The following is a 20,331-nucleotide window of genomic DNA, read 5'->3' on the forward strand; positions in this document are numbered from 1 at the left end:
GCTTTAAATTTACTACCTAAAAATATCAAATTCTGGCTCGTAAGCCTTAGTTTTTACCCCAAAATATCCAAGAACTGAGCTAAAGATAAAATCATGCGAAAGACTTTCGTCTTTTCTAGCTTTTAGCCTTTTTAAAAGCTCGCTATCGCTTGAAAAGATGATGGCTGGGATGTGCTTTTGCTCATCTGGAGCGATAGAGTAAGGCAGGCCGTGTAAATATATGCCATTTTCGCCTAGGCTCTCTCCGTGATCTGAGAAAAAGAACATGGCAACCTCAAATTTATCTTTTCTTGCTTCAAGGGCGTTTATCAGCTCGCTTTGTAGATAGTCCTCATATAAAATGGTGTTGTCATAGGTGTTTGCTATCTCATCTGGCGTGCATTTGTTTAGCTCGGCGGTGTCGCATGTTGGGGTGAATTCTTTAAATTTGCTTGGGTAGCCTTTGTAGTAGATAGGGCCATGTGAGCCTTGCAAATGTAGCACGATAAAGGTAGTGGAATTTGCATCTTTTATGACCTTTTTTGCCTCATCAAATATCACTTCATCAAAGCCTTCTGCTCTGTGCTCTGAGGTGTGGTTTTGATCAAGATTGTCGCAAACCACTACTCCTATTTTTTTCGCATCCGCCACTATTGTTGCCAAAAAAGTATGTTTTTATGCCAAGTTTATTGATGATATCAACTAAATTTTCACGAGCTTTAGCTTCGCGGTTACTAAAATTTTCTCGCTTTAAGTCTGAAAATAGGCAAGGCACACTAGTCTCTGTCGCAGTCCCGCATGAGTAAAAATTTGTAAAACTTACCACATCTTTTTGCTTGGTGAATTTGTTTGTATCGTTTTTAGTGTAGCCATTTAGCGAGTAGTTTTTGCTTCTTTGTGTCTCACCAACTATCAAAACTAAAATTTTCTTTTTATCGTTAGTAAGAGTTGCGTCATCTGCCACGTAGGTAAAAGGGAGCGGTTTTTGTGCCAAAGACTTTGCTAATCTTATGCCAGAGTAGATGGGATAGTATGGGAGTAAAACGCTTATGGTTGAGGCGTTGTGGCTCTTTAAAAAATGGTATAAAAATTTTAGACATGAATGCAAAGATTATAGCTGCACTTGCAAAGCACTAATGACTATTTTTACCCTTGATCTAAGCGCACTTTTAAAACTGCCATAGCTAATCTCTATAAGCGCAACATATATTCAAGACGTTTAATAGCATGCCTTTATCTATAATGACGCCATAAGTTTGCATAAAGTAAGCAGAGATGCTGCTAATCATGATGAGAAAGATAGCAAGAGGTTTTAACAAAAATGGCATAAGCAAAATGCAAAAAGCTCCCGCAAAGAGTAAAAGAAAAAATATGCTATAGAGCAAAAAGCAGTATAGAAAAAGATAAAGTGTCGCCCGATAAAAACCCTAAAAACACGCCTTTGAATAAAAATATGTAGTTTATGAAAAACATATAAGCTACAAATAAAATTAAAAATTTAGCAAAGCTTATATGTCTTATTTTGTCGACGTTTAGCATTTCTAGCCACATTCTTTCAGCGGCGTGATGATAGAGCTAAAATGTAAATGGCTAGAAATTTATAAAAGAAGAATTATTTTTTCTTTTTCTTGCTTTTTAGTTTCTTGTTTTTTGACTTCTTTTGAGGCTCAGCCTTTTTCGCCTTTTGGCTATCTTTTACACTAAGTTTTTCTTTGACCTTTTGCATGTCGTTAAAGCCGATACCTTGAACCTTCTCAAGCTCCTCGACACTTGTAAATTTATGAGCTTTTCTATACTTTATGACGTTTAGTGCCTGGCTTTTGTTTAGTCCAAGGCTCATTAGCTCGCTCTTGCTAGCTGTGTTTAGATCAGCGCCGTATGCAAGGCTTGCAAGCGCTAGACAAAGTAAAATTTTTAATCTTTTCATCTTATCTCCTAAAATAATAATCCATCGTTTTCTTGATCTTGAATGATGTCATTTGTTGGCGTATTTTGCGGCAACGGCGAGTCGTTCGTGTAGTACTCATCAGCGCCGTTGTAGTATCCTTTATAAACGCCATCAGGCTGCTCAAACGCACGTCTTAGGGTAGGGTAGAGCTTGATGTAGCCCTCCATAAATTTCTTAAAGACCGGTGCAGCTGTCCTGCTGCCGCCCTCGACCTTTTTCATAGGGCTGTTATCGTCGTTTCCGTACCAGATGATGGCCTCGATATCAGGCGAATAGCCGCAAAACCAAGCATCGATGCTGTTGTTTGACGTGCCAGTTTTGCCAGCGATCTGGATGCCATTTACCTTTGCGTTGCGTCCGGTGCCGTTATTTACGACGTTTTGAAGCAAGGTAGTCATCAAAAATGCCTGCTCAGGTTTTAGTACCTGCTTCTTTTGAGGCTCGTAGTCCATCGACGCGCCAAAGCTATTTTCTATATGCTTAATGAGCGTAGGCTCGACCACTTCGCCATCGTTTGGAAACATCGAGTAAAATTTCGCAAAGTCAAGTGGCGAAATCCCAAAGCTACCAAGTGCGATTGATAAATTTTCAGGGATGTCGTTAAAGCCCATATCCGTAAGCTGTTTGCGAACCGAGCTAAGACCAAGATCGTTTAGTAAATTTATGGTTGCGAGGTTGCGAGACTGGGTTAAGGCTGATTTTATCGTGATGTAGCCTTGAAAACCACCGCTATAGTTCTTTGGCGTCCACTCTTTGCCATTGCCCATGTCAAATGTCCTAGCGATGTCAGCTACTTGAGAGACGACTGAGTAGCCGCTATCAAGGGCTATTTGATAGATAAATGGCTTAAAGCTAGATCCTGGCTGGCGCTTGCTTTGTGTCGCTCTGTTGTAGCTACTTTTTGCGTAGTCGATACCGCCAATTAGAGCTAAAATTTGTCCGCTTTGTGGATGAGTGACGACGATAGCGCCATTTAGCATCTCTGGATTTGCTTTTTTATCTCTTTTTAAAATTTCATTGTAGCCATAGACTAGGGCGTCTTGAGCAATCTTTTGCACGTTTAGATCGACGGTGCTTTGTATCTTGTAGCCGCCAGTTTTTATATCGTCAAATTTCTTTGAAGCCTCTTTTATGATCTCATCAACCACGTAAGGGGCTTTATTTCTTGTGAGCGTATCGTCAAAGACTGCTGGCTCTTCAAGCACGCCCTTGCGGTACTCGTCCTCGTTTATCCAGCCGATGCTATACATCCTTTCAAGAACCCTGTTTGCGCGGCTAAGCGAGAGGTCGAGGTGCTTTGTAGGATCATAGGTGCTTGGCGCTTTTGGCATGCCAACTAGCATCGCTATCTCTTTTATGCTTAGCTCATTTAGCTCTTTTCTAAAGTAGCCCTCTGCAGCCGTTTTGATGCCGTAGTAACCATGCCCAAAATATACGTGATTTAGGTATCTTTCAATGATGTCCTCTTTGCTAAGCTCGCTTTCAAGCTTCATAGCAAGCACAACCTCTTTTATCTTTCTTGTAAATTTCTTCTCGCGGCTTAGGGCTAGGTTTTTTATGAGCTGCTGAGTTAGCGTAGATGCGCCTTCTACCAGCTTTCTAGCTTTGATATCCTTTATCGCTGCTCTTGCCATGGCTTCTACGTTGATACCGCCATGCTCAAAGTAGCTCGTATCCTCGATAGCCACGAGCGCTTCGATGACACGTGGTGGGATGTCGTTATATTTGACGTAAATTCTATTTTCTTCAAAGATATTTGCGATGAGTTCGTTGTTTCTATCAAAAATTTGTGTCGCAAGCTTTGGCTTGTAGTCGATGATGGTATAAGCGTCAAATCTCACCTGCGAATAAAAGTATAAAAACGCTCCACCAAGTGCGATGGCAACTACAAAGATAAATGCCAAGATATATTTCATAAAAATGCCTTTAATATTTTTAAATTTAGCCCCATTGCCGTGCTTGTCTCGCCGTGCTGGGAGGTGATGTATTTTTTATTAAAATTTTCTATCGTCATGGCTCCAGCTTTGCCTCGCCACTCGCCACTTTCTAGGTAACTTTTTAGCTCTTGCTCGCTAAATTTAGCAAATTTATATGTAGTCTTGCTCACATTTATAAGCTCAAATTCGCCTAAAAATATCATCGCCGTATATACGCTGCACTCGTTGCCGCTTTGTAAATTTAACATATCAAGCGCTTCGTTTTCGTCCTTTGCCTTGCCTAAAATTTGATCCCCGCACGCCACGCAGCTATCTGCAAAGAGTAAATTTAAAAGCTCTCCATTTGCCTTTAAAAACTGCTCCTTTTTTGCCTTAACGACGTTTTGGACATAAATTTCTGGCTTTAGGCTCTTTGCTATCTTGCTCTCATCAAAGTCAAAAGAAATTTGTTTAAATTCTATGCCGGCATTTTTTAGTAAATTTGCCCTTGTTGGCGAGCTAGAGGCGAGTACTATCATCAAAAATCCTTATAGCTTATGCCAAGATAAAGAGCGCCAAGCGAGACTAATAAATTTAGCGGCGTAAAATAATAGATGATGACGATGAGGCTCTCGTTTAGCTCGATCATCTCGTGTGACCTAAGCGCTTTTATGGCCGTTTTGTATTTATAAAAAATGTAGCCTAAATTTAAGACCAAAAACAGCTCTATCGCCCATTTTGTCGCAGCTGCTGCGCTTGCCATAGGATTTGCCGTTTTGTTACACTCAGAGCCATATATCATCACCAAGCTAGTTACTGCGATACAAAGAACGAGCGTGAAAATGGCGATACCAAAGCGTCTTATGATGTGAAGCAAGATGTGGTAGCGCTCTTTATCTTCAAATTTGCTTTTGACAAAGTAGCTGCCAGTGAGCACCAGACCAGCTTGCAGCCCTATAAAAAGAGCTACGAAGCTAATGTGCAAGAAGATGATTAGTTGATCAAATTTAAAAAAAGCGATCTCTTGATGAATCATTTTTCTAAAGCTTGCTTTGCATACTCAAGTGAGCTTTTTATGGCTTCGTCTATGGCTAGAGCGTTTTTGCCGCCAGCTGTTGCAAAGTCGTCTTTTCCGCCGCCATTGCCGCCTAGAATTTGCGCTGCAAATTTAACCCAAGCGCCAGCTTTTAGTGGAGCATTTTTTACGCCAGCTGCAAGAGAAATTTTACCCTCTTCATCTGTTTGGATCAGTAAAATAGCAGCCTTTTCGTGCCCATTTTTAAACTCATCTATCAAAGTTTTTATGTCGCCACCATCGATGTGTGCCACACAAAGCTTGGTATCATTTACATTTATAAAGGCTAGCTCCCCAGAGCTTTTAGCGTTTTTTAGCTTATCTTTCAAGCCTTTTATCTCGCCTTTTAGCTTTTTAATGGCATTTAGTGGTTCTGTACTTTTTAGCTCATCTTTTAGCTCTTCAAGCTCAGCTCTAAATGACCTTGCTAAATTTAGCGCAGCCCTTGAACAAACAGCCTCTATACGCCTAACGCCAGCACTTACGCCACTCTCTTTTGTGATGAAAAATGAGCCGATCTCATCTATATTTTTTACGTGTGTGCCGCCGCAAAGCTCTTTACTGACGTCACCAAAGCTCACGACTCTTACCTTATCGGCATATTTTTCGTTAAATAGTGCGATCGCACCGCTATTTTTGGCGTCTTCAAGGTCCATAACCTGCGTTTTTGCATTTGCACCGTTTAAGATCCACTCATTTACAAGGTTTTCGACCTTTGAAATTTCTTCACTAGTGAGCGCCTTTGGATGAGAGAAGTCAAACCTTAGCCTATCTGCCTCGACGTTTGAGCCAGCTTGAGCGATGTGTGTGCCAAGCACGCTTCTAAGGGCTGCGTGAAGCAAGTGTGTAGCGCTGTGATGACGCGCGATCTCCGCTCTATCGCTAGAAACTTCAAGCTCAACTTCATCGCCAACTTTTAGCGCCGCGCTAGTTTTTACTAAAGATAAATTTAGCCCGTGGAATTTTTGCGTATCAAGCACATTTGCTTTGCCTATTATCTTGCCGCCATCGCCGCACTGGCCGCCACTTTGAGCGTAAAACGGTGTGACATCAAACATCACCCAGCCCTCTTTGCCAGCCTCTAAGCTATCTATATTTTTAAATTCCTCATCAAGCAAGGCTAGAATTTTACTTTTACTCTTAAGCTCTTCGTAGCCTATAAATTTATTTTCGCCAAATTTCTCAAGTAACTCTTTAAAATCGCCCTTCGCGCTCTTGTCGCCACTGCCTTTCCAAGCAGCTTTTGCACGTGCTTTTTGCTCGCTCATAAGCTCATCAAACCTTGCCTCATCGACCTTTAAGCCCTTTTCTCTAAGCATATCAGCCGTTAGATCAAGTGGGAAGCCAAATGTGTCATAGAGCTTAAACGCAGCCTCTCCGCTAAAAATTTCTTTTGTATTTTTTAGCTCACTTTCAAATAGTTCAAGTCCGCTTGCGATAGTCGCTAAAAATCTCTCTTCTTCAAGTTTTATCTGCTCTTTTACAGCTGCTTTTTTATCGTTTAGATAGGTGTAGTGTCCGCCCATAAGCTCGCAAACTTTATCGACAAGCTTATACATAAATGGCTCTTTTATGCCTAGCAAGTATCCATGGCGGATCGCACGACGTAAGATGCGGCGAAGCACGTAGCCACGGCCCTCTTTGTCAAATGTAGTGCCTTGAGCTAGCAAAAATGTGACTGAGCGGATGTGATCGCTTATGACGCGGTAGCTAGCGCCACTTTCATAGACGTATGGCTTGCCACAAAGCTTTGCCACTTCGTTTATGAGTGGCATAAAAAGTGTGCTGTCGTAGTTGCTAAATTTGCCTTGTAAGATAGCAGTAACGCGCTCAAGTCCCATGCCAGTATCGATGCTTGGCTTTGGTAGTGGGCTTAGTTTGCCATCCGCGCTTCTTTCATACTGCATGAAAACAAGGTTCCAGATCTCTAAAAATCTATCTCCATCGCCGCCCATGTAATCTTCTGGTGTGTTAAAGTGTTCAGCCCCTTGATCGTAAAAAATTTCACTGCAAGGGCCGCATGGTCCAGTATCGCCCATCTGCCAGAAGTTATCATGATCGCCAAAGCGGTAAATTCTCTCTTTTGCGATGTGAGTGCTCCAAATTTCAAACGCCTCATCGTCGCTTTCGTGAACGGTTACATAAAGCTTATCTTTTGGTAGTTTTAGCACCTCTGTGACAAATTCCCAAGCGTAAGCGATCGCCTCTTTTTTGAAGTATTCGCCAAAGCTAAAGTTGCCAAGCATCTCAAAAAATGTGTGGTGGCGCGCTGTGTAGCCGACGTTATCAAGGTCGTTGTGCTTACCACCAGCTCTTATGCAGGTCTGACAGCTAGTGCGGATAGGTGGTGTTGGGCGTGGCACTTCGCCTGTGAAAATGCTCTTAAATGGCACCATGCCAGCATTTGTAAAAAGTAGTGTTGCATCGTTTGGCACGAGTGGTGCAGAAGCTACTACTTCGTGACCTTTTGATTTAAAAAAATCAAGATATGCCTTTCTTATATCTAAATTTTGCATTTTTATCCTCGTTAGTTTTAAAATTTTGCTTGATTTTAGCCAAAATTCGTTTGCGAAATTCTAAAAAGAGAAAAAATAGTGATATTTTGAAAACTATCTCTTGTTTTATCTATTTAAAAGCGATTTGTAAATAAAATAATTAAAAATTTCTAAAGTTTTAAAGGGTGAATGTGAAGCTAAAAATCGGCATTATCGGCTATTGCAGCACAGGTAAAAAACATTATTTAGAGCTTAGACGCTCAAACGAGTTTGAAATTTGTGGCATTTTTGACAAAGACAATGTTGATGAGTTTTGCAGAGCTGATTTTTATACTGATTTTAAAGAATTTATAGAGGTTGCCCAGCCTCAAGCAGTCGTGCTTTGCTCGCCAAGAGAGGAGATGGTGGAGGCATTTTGCCAGTGTGCAAAATACTGTCAAAATATCCTCATCTCACGCCCAGTTTTTAAAAGTATCGCCGATCTTAAAGAGATAAAATATGCCGCCAAAACAAATAAAACTAGGGTTTGCACAGGCATTTCAGAGCGTTTTAATCCAACTATCTTGTCGCTTAAAAAAGCACTTTTAAAAGAAGAGGAAATTTATAGCATATCAATCGCTCATTTTAAGCCACTTTGCGACGGAAATATCATAAATGAGCTCTCAGTTTCTGACATCGACCTAGCAAAAAATATCATAAATTCTGAAGTCAGCGACTTTTACTACACTCAAACAAACAAGACAAATGCCAAAAGTGCCGATAACGCGGCGATAAGCTTTAAAAGTAAAAATCAAATTCTAGTGCATATCACAAACTCATTTTGTGGCTCACTAGAGCGCTTTAAGATAGAGGTAAATGCGAAAAATGGCGTCTATTTTGGCGATCTCATCGATCACAAGCTTCATCAAGTGAGCGAAAATGGACAGATGAATTTAAAGATAGATACAAATAATAGCGAACTAAAAGCGCAATACGAGGCCTTTTACGATCTTTGCCAAAGTGGCGAGAGTAGCGAACTTTCAAACATCGATGACGCGATAAAAATAAGAGAACTATTTTGATGAAAAAAGCTCTTTTGCTTTTAAATATGGGCGGTGCAAATAGCTTAGATGATGTCGAAATTTTTTTAACAAATATGTTTAATGACCCATATATTTTGGGTATAAAAAATAAATTTTTAAGAAAATTTGTAGCTTTCATGATCACAAAAGGCAGGCTAAAAACCGCGAAGCACAACTACGAGCAAATAGGCGGAAAGTCGCCACTTTGCGAGCTTACTGCTAAGCTTTGTGAGAAAATTTCAAGTTTGCAAAGTGAATTTGATGCGGTTGATTTTGCGATGAACTACACTTCGCCATTTGTAAAAGATGTGCTTAAAAAGTATGAAAAATTTGATGAGATAGTGCTTTTGCCACTCTACCCTCATCACTCGCAAACTACGATAACTTCGAGCTTAGCTGATTTTAAAAAGGCAAAAGAGGAGCTTAAACTAAAAGCTAAAATTTCACTTTGCGAGCCATTTTATGATGATGACGCTTACAATAAGATCATTATCTCTCATATCCGTGAAGCGATAAATGATACCGATATAAGCGATATTAGCCTCATCTTTTCAGCTCACTCTTTACCTCGCAAGATCATAGAAAAGGGTGATATCTACGAAAAACACATAAACGAACATGTGCAAATTTTAGGCAAAATACTAAAAGAGCAGGGGCTAAATTTTAAAGATGTGAGCCTTGCTTATCAGTCGCGTCTTGGCCCTGTTAAATGGCTAGAACCATCACTAAATGAGGCTTTGGCAAAGTGCGAAAATAAAAAAGCACTTATCTATCCGCTCTCTTTTTGTATAGATAACTCTGAGACTATTTTTGAGTTAGTTATCGAGTATGCCAAGCTTGCAAAAGAGCTAAATTTTAGCTTTTACAAAGTCGCCCAGTGTCCAAATTTTAGCGATGAATTTGCCAGTTTTATCCTAGAAAAATCAAAAAACACTAGAGAATTTAGCCTTTAGGAATAAATCTTGCTTATGAAAAGCATCTCAAATTTAAAAGGAGATGTATGAAGGTTCAAAATAACGATATTATCGATTATTTGTTGCAGTCAGGCTCAAGCAAAGCTAAAGATAAAAAAAATAGTTTTGATGAAATTTTAAGTCTAACGCTTGATAAGATCACAAGCGAGGCAAAGGTTTCAGATAAGCTTGAGCAGTTTAAGAAAAGGCTTACAGAGATCGGTGCTGCTGGCTTTATGAATGAGCTAAATTCAAACAAGATAGAAGAGAAAATAGCTCAGAAAAAAGAGGAGCTAACTGAGCTTTTAAGCATAAATGATCCGACCAAAACGCAGGATCAAAAAAATGAGCTACTTAAAATCATGGATAAAATTTTAAGTGACTACCGCAAAGAGCTAAACATGGCGCTTACGAGCCAAACACTGCTTGAGAAGCAAAATAGCCTTGGCAAAAATACAAATAATTCTGTAAATTTAAGCTCTGTCTTAAATGAACTTGGACTTGCATAAATTCTGGATTTAGGCCGCTTGCCTAGATCCAAATTTCTACTTTAAACTCTAAATTTGAATTTAATATTTATATCTTAGAAGTTAAATTTAATCTAATGCTGGTTTTTGCTTTGCTTTGTCGTTTTTAAGCTTGTCTTTTTTGGCTTCAAACTCAGCTATGACATTAGGATCTGGGAATAAATAACCATCTTCAACCATTAGATCAACGGCCTTTTTAAATGTCGGCAACGCACTTTGCGCACCAAAGTAGTAGTAAGGTTTTTTAGGGTCTCTTGCCAAAACGCCTATGGTGTAGCTGTTGCCTCTTGTGTCATTTACGAAGCCAAAAAACGAGCCGTTATAGGTATTGCTATATCCGCCTTTGCCAGAAGCGATGTGCGCGGTGCCAGTTTTACCGCCTATCTCAAGACCTGGCGTAAATGCCTTTAGACCAGTACCTTTTTCAACTGTTTTTATCAAAATTCTCTTCATTATCTTTGCGGTCTCTTGCGAGATGACCTGTGCTGGCTCTGCTTTTGGCAGATCGTAGCGCTTGCCGTTTCGCTCCAGATATGCCACCATGTGTGGCGTCACCTCGATGCCTTTGTTGTTAAATGTGTTATAAGCTTTTAAAAGCTGCATAAATGTCGCTTGAAGGCCGTATCCGTAGCTAACTGTTGCCTTATAGGTCGATGAGTTTAGCTTGGTAACCGTTGGCATCATGCCTACTTGCTCGTATGGCAGGTCGATGCCAGTCTTTCTTGAAAAGCCAAAATTTAAAAGCCCTTGATAAATTTGCGGACCATTTAGGCGTTCTACTAGCTGGATCATACCGATGTTTGAGCTGTGCACGATGATGTCTTCAGCACTCATAAAAGGCTCTGGATGGGTGTCCTTGATGATTCTTTTGCCTAGCTGATAGCGGCCGTTGTAGGTATTTACTAGCTCAAAAGGATTTACCTTTTTTTCTTGAAGTAGTATGGAGAAGATAAATGGCTTAAAAACCGATCCAACCTCGTATGCATACTCGCTTGCGCTTGAATTTAGCGCGCTGTAATCTTGCTTTCTTATGTTTGAGGGGTCGTATCTTGAACTAGAAGCTAGTGCTAGAATTTCGCCATTTTTGCTATTCATTATGCAGATGATTAGCTCTTTTGCGTCTAGAAATTCACGTTTTTCATCTAAAATTTGCTCTAACTTGGTTTGAAATTTAAGCGGTACAGAAAGCACTGCGTTGTAGCCATCAACCCTCGTTGCTAAATTTGAATCGCTAGTTAAGATTATATTGTTGCCAATATCGCGTGGGCCAAGGATTTTGGCGTTTTGTATCGGAGCTAGGTAGTCCTCGTAGTATCTCTCAAGCCCTTTTACGCCTTTGCTTTTGGTAAGTGCGTCGCTCTCTGTTTTGCTCACATAGCCGATAGCTGGCGTTAGGGCGTCTTTTGACATAAATTTGCGGTTTTGACCGCTCTCCATTACGCGCATACCTTGAAATGAGGCAAGACCTGTTTTTGGGTCAAGATATGAGATCAAAATGCCCTTACGGTTTAGCTTTCTAGAGAGCTCCTGAAGATAAGTAGCGCCCTTTGCATCGATGCTGTAAGAGAGCGTGACAAGACCTTTTGTGCCGTTTATGATCTTTCTTACTTTGTTTGGATCGTCACCGCTGTAAAGCGAGTAGAGCTTGATAAACATCTCTTTTTTGTTTGGGTCGATATTTCTGGTGTCAAGCATTACTTTGTAGAGTTTTTGGCTTGATGAGATGCTAAAGCCATCTTTTGTGACGATGTTGCCGCGGATCGCGGTATTTACGTCGCTTGTTTGAAGCTTAGGAAGCTTTCGCTCGATGCTCGCTCTATAAAATATAACAAGCACAAAGATTGAAATTCCAAAAGTAATTAATAAAAAAAGTATGGTTATTTTTGATTTTCTGGAATTCATTCAATGGCTTAAATTTGCGTTCTTGAAATTTCTTTGTATGCGCTTAGCGCTTTGTTGCGAATTTCTAGCATAAGCTTCATACTAGTCTCTGCTTTGCCTATCGCGATAGCTGCTTGATGAAGGTCTTTTACCTCGCCAGTTGCAAGGTCTGCGATGGCTTTATCAGCATTGATTTGAACCTTGTTTAGCTCTTTTAAAGAGTCGTTTAGTGCGTTTTCAAAGCCGCCTTCTTCGCCTGCTTTTGCTATTTTGTTTGAATTTTCGTTTTTATTTAACTTATCTAAATTTATACTATTTATCATTATGCTTGTCCTGAAATAAGTGATATCGCACTTTGTGCTATTGTTTTTGCGTTTTGAAATGACGCTACATTTGCTTGATAGGCCCTTGTCGCCTCAAGCAAGTCAGCCATCTCGATGACTGGGTTTATATTTGGAAATGCGACGTAACCATTTGCATTTGCGTCCGGGTGGCTAGGGTCGTATTTTAGTTGAAAATCCTTGTCATCGCGCACCACTTTATCTACGATCACGCTAGTTAGGGCAGGGTGAGCGTTTTTGGGTGAGCTTGGATCGTCTAGTGGATTTTCATAATCAAGCAGACTTTGTGAGTTTTTAAGTTGATCGTTTAAAATTTTATCAAAGTTCATCTCTTTAAAAATGACCTCTTGCCTTCTGTAAGGGCCGCCCTCAGCCGTTCTTGTGGTTTGAGCATTTGCTATATTTGAGCTGATGACGTTCATTCTGAAGCGTTGCGCGCTTAGTCCATATCCGCTAATATCAAAATCATTTAAGTATGACATCATCTCTCCTAGTTCTTAGCGCTTGCATCTATTACGCTTTTAAAGATATTGCCCTGAGCCTTGTAAGCGCTATCAAGGGCGTTTATCATAACTGTGTTTTTGCCCATTTCTGTTGTCTCAACATCAAGATCAACCGTATTTGCGTCATTTCTAGCCATGTGACCATCACGCAAGAAAATTTGAGCTGTGTCACTTTTTGGAAAATCAACCGCAGCCATGTGCGCTTCGTTTGTTTTAGCTAAATTTAGTTTTTTGCTCTCTGAAACGTTATAAATTTCATTTGCTTTTTCTCTTAAAACATCTTCAAATCTTACATCTCTAGCCTTGTAAAATGGTGTATCAACATTTGCAAGGTTGCCAGAAATGAGCTTTTGGCGTAGTTCTCTGCCTGCAAGGGCTGATTCGACAAGGGGGCTAGATTTTGATCTATCTAAAACAAACATTTAAAATCCTTATAAATTTTCACATTTTTATAAGCAAATGATGTTCCAAATATAAGGCAAATTTATTTTGTTTCATAAATTTTTGCCAAATCTTCTTTCATTTTTGTGACTTTTATGCCGCCAAGATAGTATTTTACTCCGTATTGTCCGCTATCTACGTCTGTTAAAATTTGATATTCGCCGTTTTTGATCACCACTTTAAAAGGTAGTGCGATCTCATGTTTGTATTCGATATCTCTTACGATCTGCTCGGCAAGCCTGTCATTTATCTTTTGATCGTTTGTTATGAAGTAGTAGGCGTTAAATTTTTGCATAAATTCATGCAAAACATACTCATTTGTGACATTTTCAAAGTGAGTTAGTCCGATTAGCGTAAATTTATCTTTGTTTTCAAGCTGATATTTTGTAAGCTCGGCTGCCTCTTTTTGGCAAGGCGGGCAAAATGTGCCAAAAATGTCGATCATTAAAACTTTATTTTCATCATTTTTGATAGCAAAACCATGATCTTTTCGAACCAAAGTAAGCTCCTTACCGCTTACATCTACAAGTTTGACCTCTTCATTTAGGCTAAATTCTTTAAAATTTGCACTGCTGCTCTCATCTTCGCCGCACCCAAAAAAAGCAAATAAAGCGATTATTAAAACAAGTAAATTTTTCATCTTATCCCTTAAACATATCTTTTTATGGCAGCTCTTGCCTCTTTGTCTGCCTCACGTCTTTTTAAAGTCTCGCGCTTGTCGTGTAAATTTTTACCTTTTGCAAGGGCCAGCCTTGCTTTTACGATATTTTTATCGCTTAGATAAAGTGCCAAAACAACCAAAGTAAGCCCATCTTGTGAGACTTGACCGAAAATTTTATCGATCTGCTTTCTGTGCATCAAAAGTTTTCTGGCTGCTCGCTCATTTGGACGAAATGTGCTGTGTGTGGTTTCAAGATAGCTGATATGAGCGTTTAGTAAGAAAAGCTCACCCTTTATGACGCGCACAAAGCTATCTTTTAAATTTGCTCTGCCAGCCCTTAGAGCCTTGACCTCGCTGCCTTTTAAAACGATGCCAGCTTCAAAGGTCTCAAGTATGCTAAAGTCATGCAAAGCTTTTTTGTTTTTTGCTAGATCTTTTATCAAAATTTTACCTTTTATTTTACGCTAAATACGCTACTGCCGCTGCCGCTTAGAAATTTATCCCTAAACTCGTTCATCTGTGGATAGAGCTTAAAGCATGGGGCAAAAAGATCGTTTAGCTCCTCGTTTTTATAAATTTCAAGTAGCTCTTTGCTCTTTAAAATTTGCATCTTTTTTGCAGCATTAACGTCTATGTATTGTAAGAAATTGCTTCTAAATTCTTGATAAACCGTCGGTGTGGAGCAAAAAACATTTGGCGTGAAGATATTTAAATTTGGCACTTCATCGTCAAATTCTTCTATGATCTCGCCTATGCCGCTTACATTTGCTGCCCTATATCCGCTTACAAAAAAGGCCACATCTGCGCCGATTTTAGAGGCTATTTGCATCAAATTTTCACGTTTTATATTTAAATTTAGCTCGTCATTTACCATAAGTAAAAAAGTGGCAGCATTTGAACTGCCTCCTCCTAGACCAGCACCTATTGGGATTTGTTTGTTGATGATGATTTTTTGAGAGCTAAAAAACTCATCTAGCTCATTTGAAAAGCCAGCCTTTTTCAGCTCATCTATCGCTTTTTGTATGATGTTATCTTTTATCTCTTTGTTGTCGCATTCGATAGCAAAAGAATTTGACCTTTTAAAATAAATTTCATCAAAAAGCTGCTCGCAAAGAACAAAACGTGACAAAATTTCGTGGTAGTTGCCTCTGGTGCCAACTACCTTCAAAAATACGTTGATCTTTGCAAAGCTTTTCATTTCTCGATTTTTTTCGCAAGCTCGTGGATATCGGCTTCGCTTGCTTTTTTAGTGGCGTGGATATTTTCGTTTTTGATATCGTTTGCCAGCTCGCTTCTTAGTATCATTGTGTTGCGCGGAGCCTCGATACCAAGCTTAACGGTGCTTTTTGAGATACTTACTACGACGACTTTTATGTCGTTACCTAGTAAAATTTCTTCGTTTTCTTTTCTTGCTAAGATTAACATTTTTCTACCTTGTTTAAAGTGTAATTTATAGTATCATCCATGATTTGGATTACGCTCATAAATTTATCATAATTTAGCAAATAAATTCCTTGTGTTTGTGTTTCAAAATCGTTAATTTTTAATTTCTTGCCGTAAAGTATGTTGTTAATATCCCCAAAATACGTGTTTTGCTCAATATTTAAAAAATTGCAAATATTTAAAAATTTTTCATTTTCATAGCGAAATTTACCCTCACTTACCCTCTTTAATGAGCTTAAAGTTACATTATAACCAACTTTTTGCCCAAAAATTTCTGTATAAGAGCGGATGTAACTCCCCTCACTTACACTTAAACGAAGTGTCAAAAAAGGGTGTGAATAATTCAAAATTTCACTCTCATAAATTTCCATTATCTCTGGCTTTAGCTCAAATTCTTCGCCACTTCTTGCTAGCTTGTAAGCTCTTGTGCCATTTACATGTTTGGCGCTAAATTTTGGTGGGACATAGCTTATCTTGCCGATTAGCTCGGCTCTTATAGCTTCAATTTTTTCTAAATTTAGTTCTTTTACATTTGAAATTTCAGTGATATTTTCATTATCTATGCTAGGACTGCTCGCCCCAAGCCAAATCGTCGCCTCATAGACCTTTGGGTTTTTATCTAAAAATCTAAAAAATTTTGTATATGAGCCAAAAGCGACTATCAGACAGCCACTCGCAAATGGATCAAGCGTGCCTGAAAATCCAGCCTTTTTAACGCCATATTTTCTCTTTAGTCGTCCTAAAAAGTGGTTTGAGCTCATGCCAGCAGGCTTGTTTGCCACGAAAATGGCGTTCATACGGCCTTTTCCACGAAGCTTGACATGATCTCTCTTACATTGCCACCAAAATTTATAGTCAGTTTAAATTCTTTTTTGATCTTACTAACCGCGCTCACCCTGCCGATACCAAAAATTTTATGCTTAACAAGGTCGCCTTTTTTAAATTCATTGCTTTGTTCGATAACCAGCGAGCCATGCGTTATACCGCTCTCGCTTAAAAATCTACTCTTATTTAGCCTCGTGCGCTGACCTTTGTAAAAGCGCGAATTTGCAAAGCTTAGGCTAAGTGTCCTTTTGGCTCTTGTTATCGCCACGTAAGCGAGCCTGCGCTCCTCTTCGATGTCGCTACCATCGCCAATGAGCGGAAAAAATCCCTCTTCAAGGCCTATTACAAAAAGGTGCTCAAACTCAAGCCCCTTGCTAGCATGCACGCTCATGATGCTAATAGCCTCATCGCTAATGCCGTCTTGCTCGCTTGTTAGCGTGATCTCGTTTAAAAACTCCTCCAGATCAAAGCTTGGATTTTGCTTGATCTGGTCTTTTAAAACAGCGTAAAATTCGTCGATGTTTGCTGCTCTTTCAGCGCCATCTGGCAAGCTCTCGTAGTATTTTTTCACGCCAAATTTTGCTTCAAATTTATCTATTAGATCAAAAACCGAGCTGCTTTCTTGAAGCTCTTTTAGGTTGTTTGCAAACTCAAGAAGGGCTGATTTTACCTTTTTACTAAAGGCTTCATCGTTATCAGAGATGTTTGAGATTGCTTCAAAAATGGAAATTTTGCCCTCAAAGGCCATTTTTTCGAGCTTATCAAGGCTCACTTTACCAAGTCCTCGCTTTGGGCGGTTGATAATGCGTCTTATTGAAAAGTCATCGTTTGGATTGTTTATCAGTCTTAGATAACTTATGATATCTTTGATCTCGGCTCTTTCGTAAAATTTAACGCCGCCTACCATTTTATAAGCGATCTGTTCTTTGTTTAGCCCATCTTCAAGTGAGCGAGAGAGCGCGTTTATGCGGTACAAGATCGCGATATCTTTTGCCTGCACGCCTTTACTTAAAAGCTCTTTTATATTTTTTGCGATCTTGCCAGCCTCGACGCTCTCATCAAAGCTCTCTATCAAATTTACGGCTTCGCCTTCGCCCTTTGTGCCCACAAGCTTCTTGCCAAGGCGGTTGCGGTTATGATCTATCAGCTCGTTTGCAGCCTTTAGTATCGCCTCGCTAGAGCGGTAGTTTTTCTCAAGTCTGATGATCTTTACATCTTTAAACTGATCTTTGAAATTTAAGATATTATCTATCTTTGCACCGCGCCAGCCATAAATACTCTGGTCATCATCGCCCACTACGCAGATGTTTTCGTGGCATAGACAGAGTTTTTTTAGCAGTTTATACTGAAGGTCGTTTGTGTCTTGATACTCATCGACCATTATGTATTTGTAGCGGTTTGAAATTTCTCTAGCAAGATCTTCGTTTTCGTCTAAAATTTTATACGTAAGCCCTAGCAAATCGTCAAAATCAACAAGGTTGTTCGCCTTTAAATAGTCCTCGTACTTTTCATAAATTTGCGCTGCTTGCTTGTAAAAGTTATCCTTGCTCTTGTCAAATGAAGAGAAATTTGCATTTTTATAGACCTCTTCGACGCTTAAAAGTGAGTTTTTATAGTTTGAAATTTCACTTGATAAAATCGCAGTGGCGACTGGGCTTTCAAAGCTTTTGATGATGCGCTTTTTATCGTCTGTGTCGATTATGACGAAGTTATTTTTTCTGCCAAGCTTTTCTATGTAGAGCTTTAAAAACAAAAGTCCAAATTTGTGAAATGTGCAAAGCAGCGGCGAGTAGTTTTTGCCACTTTGGCTTAGCATCGCCATGGCTCTGCTGCGCATCTCGTTGGCGGCTTTGTTTGTAAAAGTAAGAGTTAGCGTGTTTGCCGCGTCTATGCCGACCTCGCCGATGAGATAGGCAAGCCTAGTCGTGATAGTCTTTGTCTTGCCGCTGCCAGCACCTGCTAGTATGAGCATCGCCCCATCTATGTGGGTGGCTGCTTCGCGCTGGGCTTCGTTTAAATTTGATAGTAAATTTTCCATTTTTCGCTTTTTAAATTTTCTTTTGATTTTAGCCAAAAATGCTTAAAATTACTATTTTTTCTTAAATATATCTTTATTTTTTGGGTTTTGCAAAAAGACTGAGGCTGATTTTTTAGCGTGATCGACTTGCTTCTCTTTTGGCTTATAAATGGAGAAATTTACAAGGATCGGGCTATTTTCAACCAAAATTTGAACCACCGCGCCAAGTGGAAATGATACCACTGAGGCAAAATTCTCACTACCAAAGCCAGCCTCAAAGCTAAGCTCATCTTGCGTTAGCCTCGCACTCTCAAGCGTGTAGCCACCAAGTGAGAACATAATGACTGGCATGCTAAAGCTGCCACTTATCTCATCTGGCAAGCTAGGCTCAAAGCTAACTAGAGGCAAATTTGCCATAACTGAGAAATTTAGCCCCTTTTCAAGCAAAAAATCAATGCACTCATAGACATGCATCTTCATCAAAAGCGCAAATTTCTCGTCGTCTAAAATTTCGTCTAACATCTTAATCCTTTGAAATTTCTAAAAACTCATCTACTAGTTTTTTGACCTCGTTTATGCCGATCTGCCAGAAATTTTTATCATCTATGTCAAAGCCAAATTTACCCACAAGCTCCCTTGGACTGAGGCTCCCACCAAGGCTCAAAAACTCGGTGTAAATTTCGACAAAATTTTTGCATTTGCCGCTTTTGTAAAGCCCAAAAAGTGCAAGTACAAGAAGCTGCGCGTAAGAGTAAGCGTAGCAGTAAAATGGCGTATGGATGAAGTGTGGGATGTAGCTCCACCAAATTTTGTAGTAGTCATTTAGCGTTACGCTTTTGCCAAACATCTTTTTGCTCTCTCTTAGCCAAATTTTATTTAGCTCATCTAGGCTGATCTCGCCTTCATGTGCGTGCACGGCCTTTTCAAAGGTGGTGAAATTTATCTGGCGGTAAAGCGTGGCAAATATGTCCTCGATCTTGCCAGCAAGCAGTGAAATTTTCTCTTTTTTGCTAAGGTTTTCTTTTACGTGGTCAAAAACTAGCATCTCGCAAAAGACTGAAGCTGTCTCAGCCGTGGTTAGTGGGGTGTCTGAGTTTAGGTAGCTTACACTATATGAGAGCTTTTGATGCACAGCGTGACCAAGCTCGTGAGCTAGCGTGAAAAGGTCTCTTCGTTGGTTTGTGTGATTTAGCAAAACATAAGGGTGAGTGTCGCTTGATCCTGAGTGAGAAAATGCGCCACCTCGCTTGTTTGGCGCTGGATAAACGTCGATCCAGCCGTCATTAAAGGCACTTTTGGCTATATCGCCAAATTTAGGTGAAAATGTCCCAAACGCCTTTAAAACTATCTTTTTGCACTCATCAAATTTATACTCGCCTTCGCTGCTAAGAGGTGCGTATCTATCGTAGTCATAAAGCTTTTTAAGGCCTAAAATCTCTCTTTTGCGCTCGTAAAATTTAGCGACTAGATCAAAATTTTTCTCCGTTACAGCAATTAGCGAATCAACGCTTTTTTTACTGATTTGATTTTCAAGGTGTCTTGGCTCTTCAGGAAGCTTGAAATTTCGCAGCTCGCAGCTCGTTTTTAGATCAGTTTTTATCATATTATATATGTAACCAAGGAGGTGCTGGTGCTTGCTAAGCTCGTTTGAAAGGCTTTTGGCGGCCAGTTTTCGCACGCTTTGGTCGCTCTCATGAAGCTTGGCTAAAATCTCTTCTTCATTTAAAAGCTCGCCTTTAAATTTAAACCTCATCTTGCTCATACTCTCATCAAAAAGCCTTGAAAAGCCCTCAGCTCCGGTGCTTGCCGTGCGAAGCAAGACTCTCTCTTCTGCAACGCTTAGCTGGTGCGGTTTTGCTTTGGCGAGGTTGCTTAGATAGTAGCCATATTTTTTGGAGCTTTTTATGATCTCTTCTTGTTTTTTAGGGGCAAACTCATTAAATTTGATCTCAAAAAATATCAAATTTTCATTTGCTTTTGTCGCTATCTCATCGATCTTTGCGTAAAATGCGCCCTTGCTTGTATCTTTAGCAAAATTTAAAAAAGCGTAAGTCATTACTTTTGAAATTTTAGCTATCAAGCTTTCATATTCGCAAAATGCTTTTAAAAACTCGTCTGTTTTTAAATTTTCATAAATTTCAAGGTATTTATCTTTAAATTTCTCGCACTCTTTTTGTAAATTTAGTGCGTTTTTTTCGCACTCTTTTTCGTTTGCAAAAAGTGCTTTTAGATCCCAAATTTGCATATTTATCCTTTAAATTTTTG

General features: G+C 39.6%; 23 protein-coding genes. 3 read left to right on the top strand and 20 right to left on the bottom strand.

Going from position 1 to position 20,331, the window contains the following annotated elements:
* Positions 1–12: 12 nt before the first annotated feature.
* The 8 genes from G6W43_RS00660 to alaS form a co-directional block, all read right to left on the bottom strand.
* Positions 13–603 (bottom strand): sulfatase-like hydrolase/transferase, encoded by a 591-nt coding sequence (locus G6W43_RS00660; RefSeq protein WP_194168908.1) that lies wholly within the window; start codon positions 601–603, stop codon positions 13–15.
* On the bottom strand, positions 584–1,087 hold the full coding sequence (locus G6W43_RS10735; RefSeq protein WP_194168909.1) for a sulfatase-like hydrolase/transferase: 504 nt from the start codon (positions 1,085–1,087) through the stop codon (positions 584–586). The genes G6W43_RS00660 and G6W43_RS10735 overlap by 20 nt, the downstream gene beginning before the upstream one ends.
* 76 nt (positions 1,088–1,163) lie before the next feature.
* Positions 1,164–1,307 (bottom strand): phosphoethanolamine transferase domain-containing protein, encoded by a 144-nt coding sequence (locus G6W43_RS00670; RefSeq protein ID WP_194168910.1) that lies wholly within the window; start codon positions 1,305–1,307, stop codon positions 1,164–1,166.
* A gap of 284 nt (positions 1,308–1,591) precedes the next feature.
* Entirely contained in the window at positions 1,592–1,906 is a 315-nt protein-coding gene (locus tag G6W43_RS00675) for a helix-hairpin-helix domain-containing protein (protein WP_009294086.1), read from the bottom strand.
* Between the two features lie 8 nt (positions 1,907–1,914).
* Positions 1,915–3,843 carry a transglycosylase domain-containing protein gene (locus G6W43_RS00680; RefSeq protein WP_107969512.1) on the bottom strand — a complete coding sequence of 643 codons (1,929 nt, stop codon included), beginning with the start codon at positions 3,841–3,843 and terminating at the stop codon, positions 1,915–1,917.
* The gene (maf, locus tag G6W43_RS00685) at positions 3,840–4,382 is read right to left on the bottom strand and encodes a septum formation inhibitor Maf (protein WP_194168911.1); all 543 of its coding nucleotides are present in this window, start codon (positions 4,380–4,382) and stop codon (positions 3,840–3,842) included. The genes G6W43_RS00680 and maf overlap by 4 nt, the downstream gene beginning before the upstream one ends.
* Positions 4,382–4,879, bottom strand: a complete 498-nt coding sequence (locus G6W43_RS00690) for a 3-isopropylmalate dehydratase (protein ID WP_103617163.1) — start codon at positions 4,877–4,879, stop codon at positions 4,382–4,384. Before G6W43_RS00690 ends, maf begins: the two co-directional genes overlap by 1 nt.
* Positions 4,876–7,434, bottom strand: coding sequence for an alanine--tRNA ligase (gene alaS / locus G6W43_RS00695; protein ID WP_194168912.1), 2,559 nt, complete (start codon positions 7,432–7,434; stop codon positions 4,876–4,878). Before alaS ends, G6W43_RS00690 begins: the two co-directional genes overlap by 4 nt.
* A 170-nt stretch (positions 7,435–7,604) precedes the next feature.
* On the opposite strand from alaS, the gene G6W43_RS00700 reads away from it, so the two are divergent.
* Genes G6W43_RS00700 through G6W43_RS00710 form a run of 3 tightly spaced genes read left to right on the top strand, consistent with a single transcriptional unit; the run spans position 7,605 to position 9,936 of the window.
* Positions 7,605–8,474, top strand: coding sequence for a Gfo/Idh/MocA family protein (locus tag G6W43_RS00700; RefSeq protein ID WP_148787113.1), 870 nt, complete (start codon positions 7,605–7,607; stop codon positions 8,472–8,474).
* Entirely contained in the window at positions 8,474–9,427 is a 954-nt protein-coding gene (hemH, locus tag G6W43_RS00705) for a ferrochelatase (protein WP_194168913.1), read from the top strand. The genes G6W43_RS00700 and hemH overlap by 1 nt, the downstream gene beginning before the upstream one ends.
* Before the next feature lie 47 nt (positions 9,428–9,474).
* The gene (locus tag G6W43_RS00710) at positions 9,475–9,936 is read left to right on the top strand and encodes a hypothetical protein (RefSeq protein ID WP_009294079.1); all 462 of its coding nucleotides are present in this window, start codon (positions 9,475–9,477) and stop codon (positions 9,934–9,936) included.
* Positions 9,937–10,023: 87 nt separating this feature from the next.
* On the opposite strand, the gene G6W43_RS00715 is transcribed toward G6W43_RS00710, so the two are convergent.
* From G6W43_RS00715 to G6W43_RS00770, 12 genes are all read right to left on the bottom strand, one after another.
* Entirely contained in the window at positions 10,024–11,856 is a 1,833-nt protein-coding gene (locus tag G6W43_RS00715) for a peptidoglycan D,D-transpeptidase FtsI family protein (RefSeq protein WP_021085499.1), read from the bottom strand.
* Positions 11,857–11,864: 8 nt separating this feature from the next.
* A complete protein-coding gene (fliE, locus tag G6W43_RS00720; RefSeq protein ID WP_002941937.1) occupies positions 11,865–12,158 on the bottom strand; it encodes a flagellar hook-basal body complex protein FliE in 294 nt (97 codons plus the stop codon).
* Positions 12,158–12,658, bottom strand: a complete 501-nt coding sequence (flgC, locus tag G6W43_RS00725; RefSeq protein ID WP_012139981.1) for a flagellar basal body rod protein FlgC — start codon at positions 12,656–12,658, stop codon at positions 12,158–12,160. Before flgC ends, fliE begins: the two co-directional genes overlap by 1 nt.
* Before the next feature lie 8 nt (positions 12,659–12,666).
* On the bottom strand, positions 12,667–13,101 hold the full coding sequence (gene flgB / locus G6W43_RS00730; RefSeq protein WP_009294075.1) for a flagellar basal body rod protein FlgB: 435 nt from the start codon (positions 13,099–13,101) through the stop codon (positions 12,667–12,669).
* 62 nt (positions 13,102–13,163) lie between these two features.
* Positions 13,164–13,760 carry a thioredoxin gene (locus tag G6W43_RS00735; protein WP_107916875.1) on the bottom strand — a complete coding sequence of 199 codons (597 nt, stop codon included), beginning with the start codon at positions 13,758–13,760 and terminating at the stop codon, positions 13,164–13,166.
* 8 nt (positions 13,761–13,768) lie between these two features.
* On the bottom strand, positions 13,769–14,221 hold the full coding sequence (smpB, locus tag G6W43_RS00740) for an SsrA-binding protein SmpB (RefSeq protein ID WP_107917302.1): 453 nt from the start codon (positions 14,219–14,221) through the stop codon (positions 13,769–13,771).
* 14 nt (positions 14,222–14,235) lie between these two features.
* Positions 14,236–14,979: a 4-(cytidine 5'-diphospho)-2-C-methyl-D-erythritol kinase gene (locus G6W43_RS00745; RefSeq protein ID WP_194168914.1), complete on the bottom strand. Its 744-nt coding sequence runs from the start codon at positions 14,977–14,979 to the stop codon at positions 14,236–14,238.
* Complete coding sequence (csrA, locus tag G6W43_RS00750) at positions 14,976–15,206, bottom strand: carbon storage regulator CsrA (RefSeq protein ID WP_002941828.1); 231 nt, start codon at positions 15,204–15,206, stop codon at positions 14,976–14,978. Before csrA ends, G6W43_RS00745 begins: the two co-directional genes overlap by 4 nt.
* A complete protein-coding gene (gene truB, locus G6W43_RS00755) occupies positions 15,200–16,021 on the bottom strand; it encodes a tRNA pseudouridine(55) synthase TruB (protein ID WP_194168915.1) in 822 nt (273 codons plus the stop codon). Before truB ends, csrA begins: the two co-directional genes overlap by 7 nt.
* A complete protein-coding gene (locus tag G6W43_RS00760) occupies positions 16,018–18,087 on the bottom strand; it encodes an ATP-dependent helicase (protein ID WP_035143675.1) in 2,070 nt (689 codons plus the stop codon). The genes truB and G6W43_RS00760 overlap by 4 nt, the downstream gene beginning before the upstream one ends.
* Before the next feature lie 51 nt (positions 18,088–18,138).
* A complete protein-coding gene (locus G6W43_RS00765; protein ID WP_021084337.1) occupies positions 18,139–18,588 on the bottom strand; it encodes a hypothetical protein in 450 nt (149 codons plus the stop codon).
* Between the two features lies 1 nt (position 18,589).
* A complete protein-coding gene (locus G6W43_RS00770; RefSeq protein ID WP_194168916.1) occupies positions 18,590–20,311 on the bottom strand; it encodes a M3 family oligoendopeptidase in 1,722 nt (573 codons plus the stop codon).
* Positions 20,312–20,331 lie beyond the last annotated feature (20 nt).

The sequence above is a fragment of the Campylobacter concisus genome (genome assembly GCF_015229965.1).
Lineage (GTDB): Bacteria > Campylobacterota > Campylobacteria > Campylobacterales > Campylobacteraceae > Campylobacter_A > Campylobacter_A concisus_BD.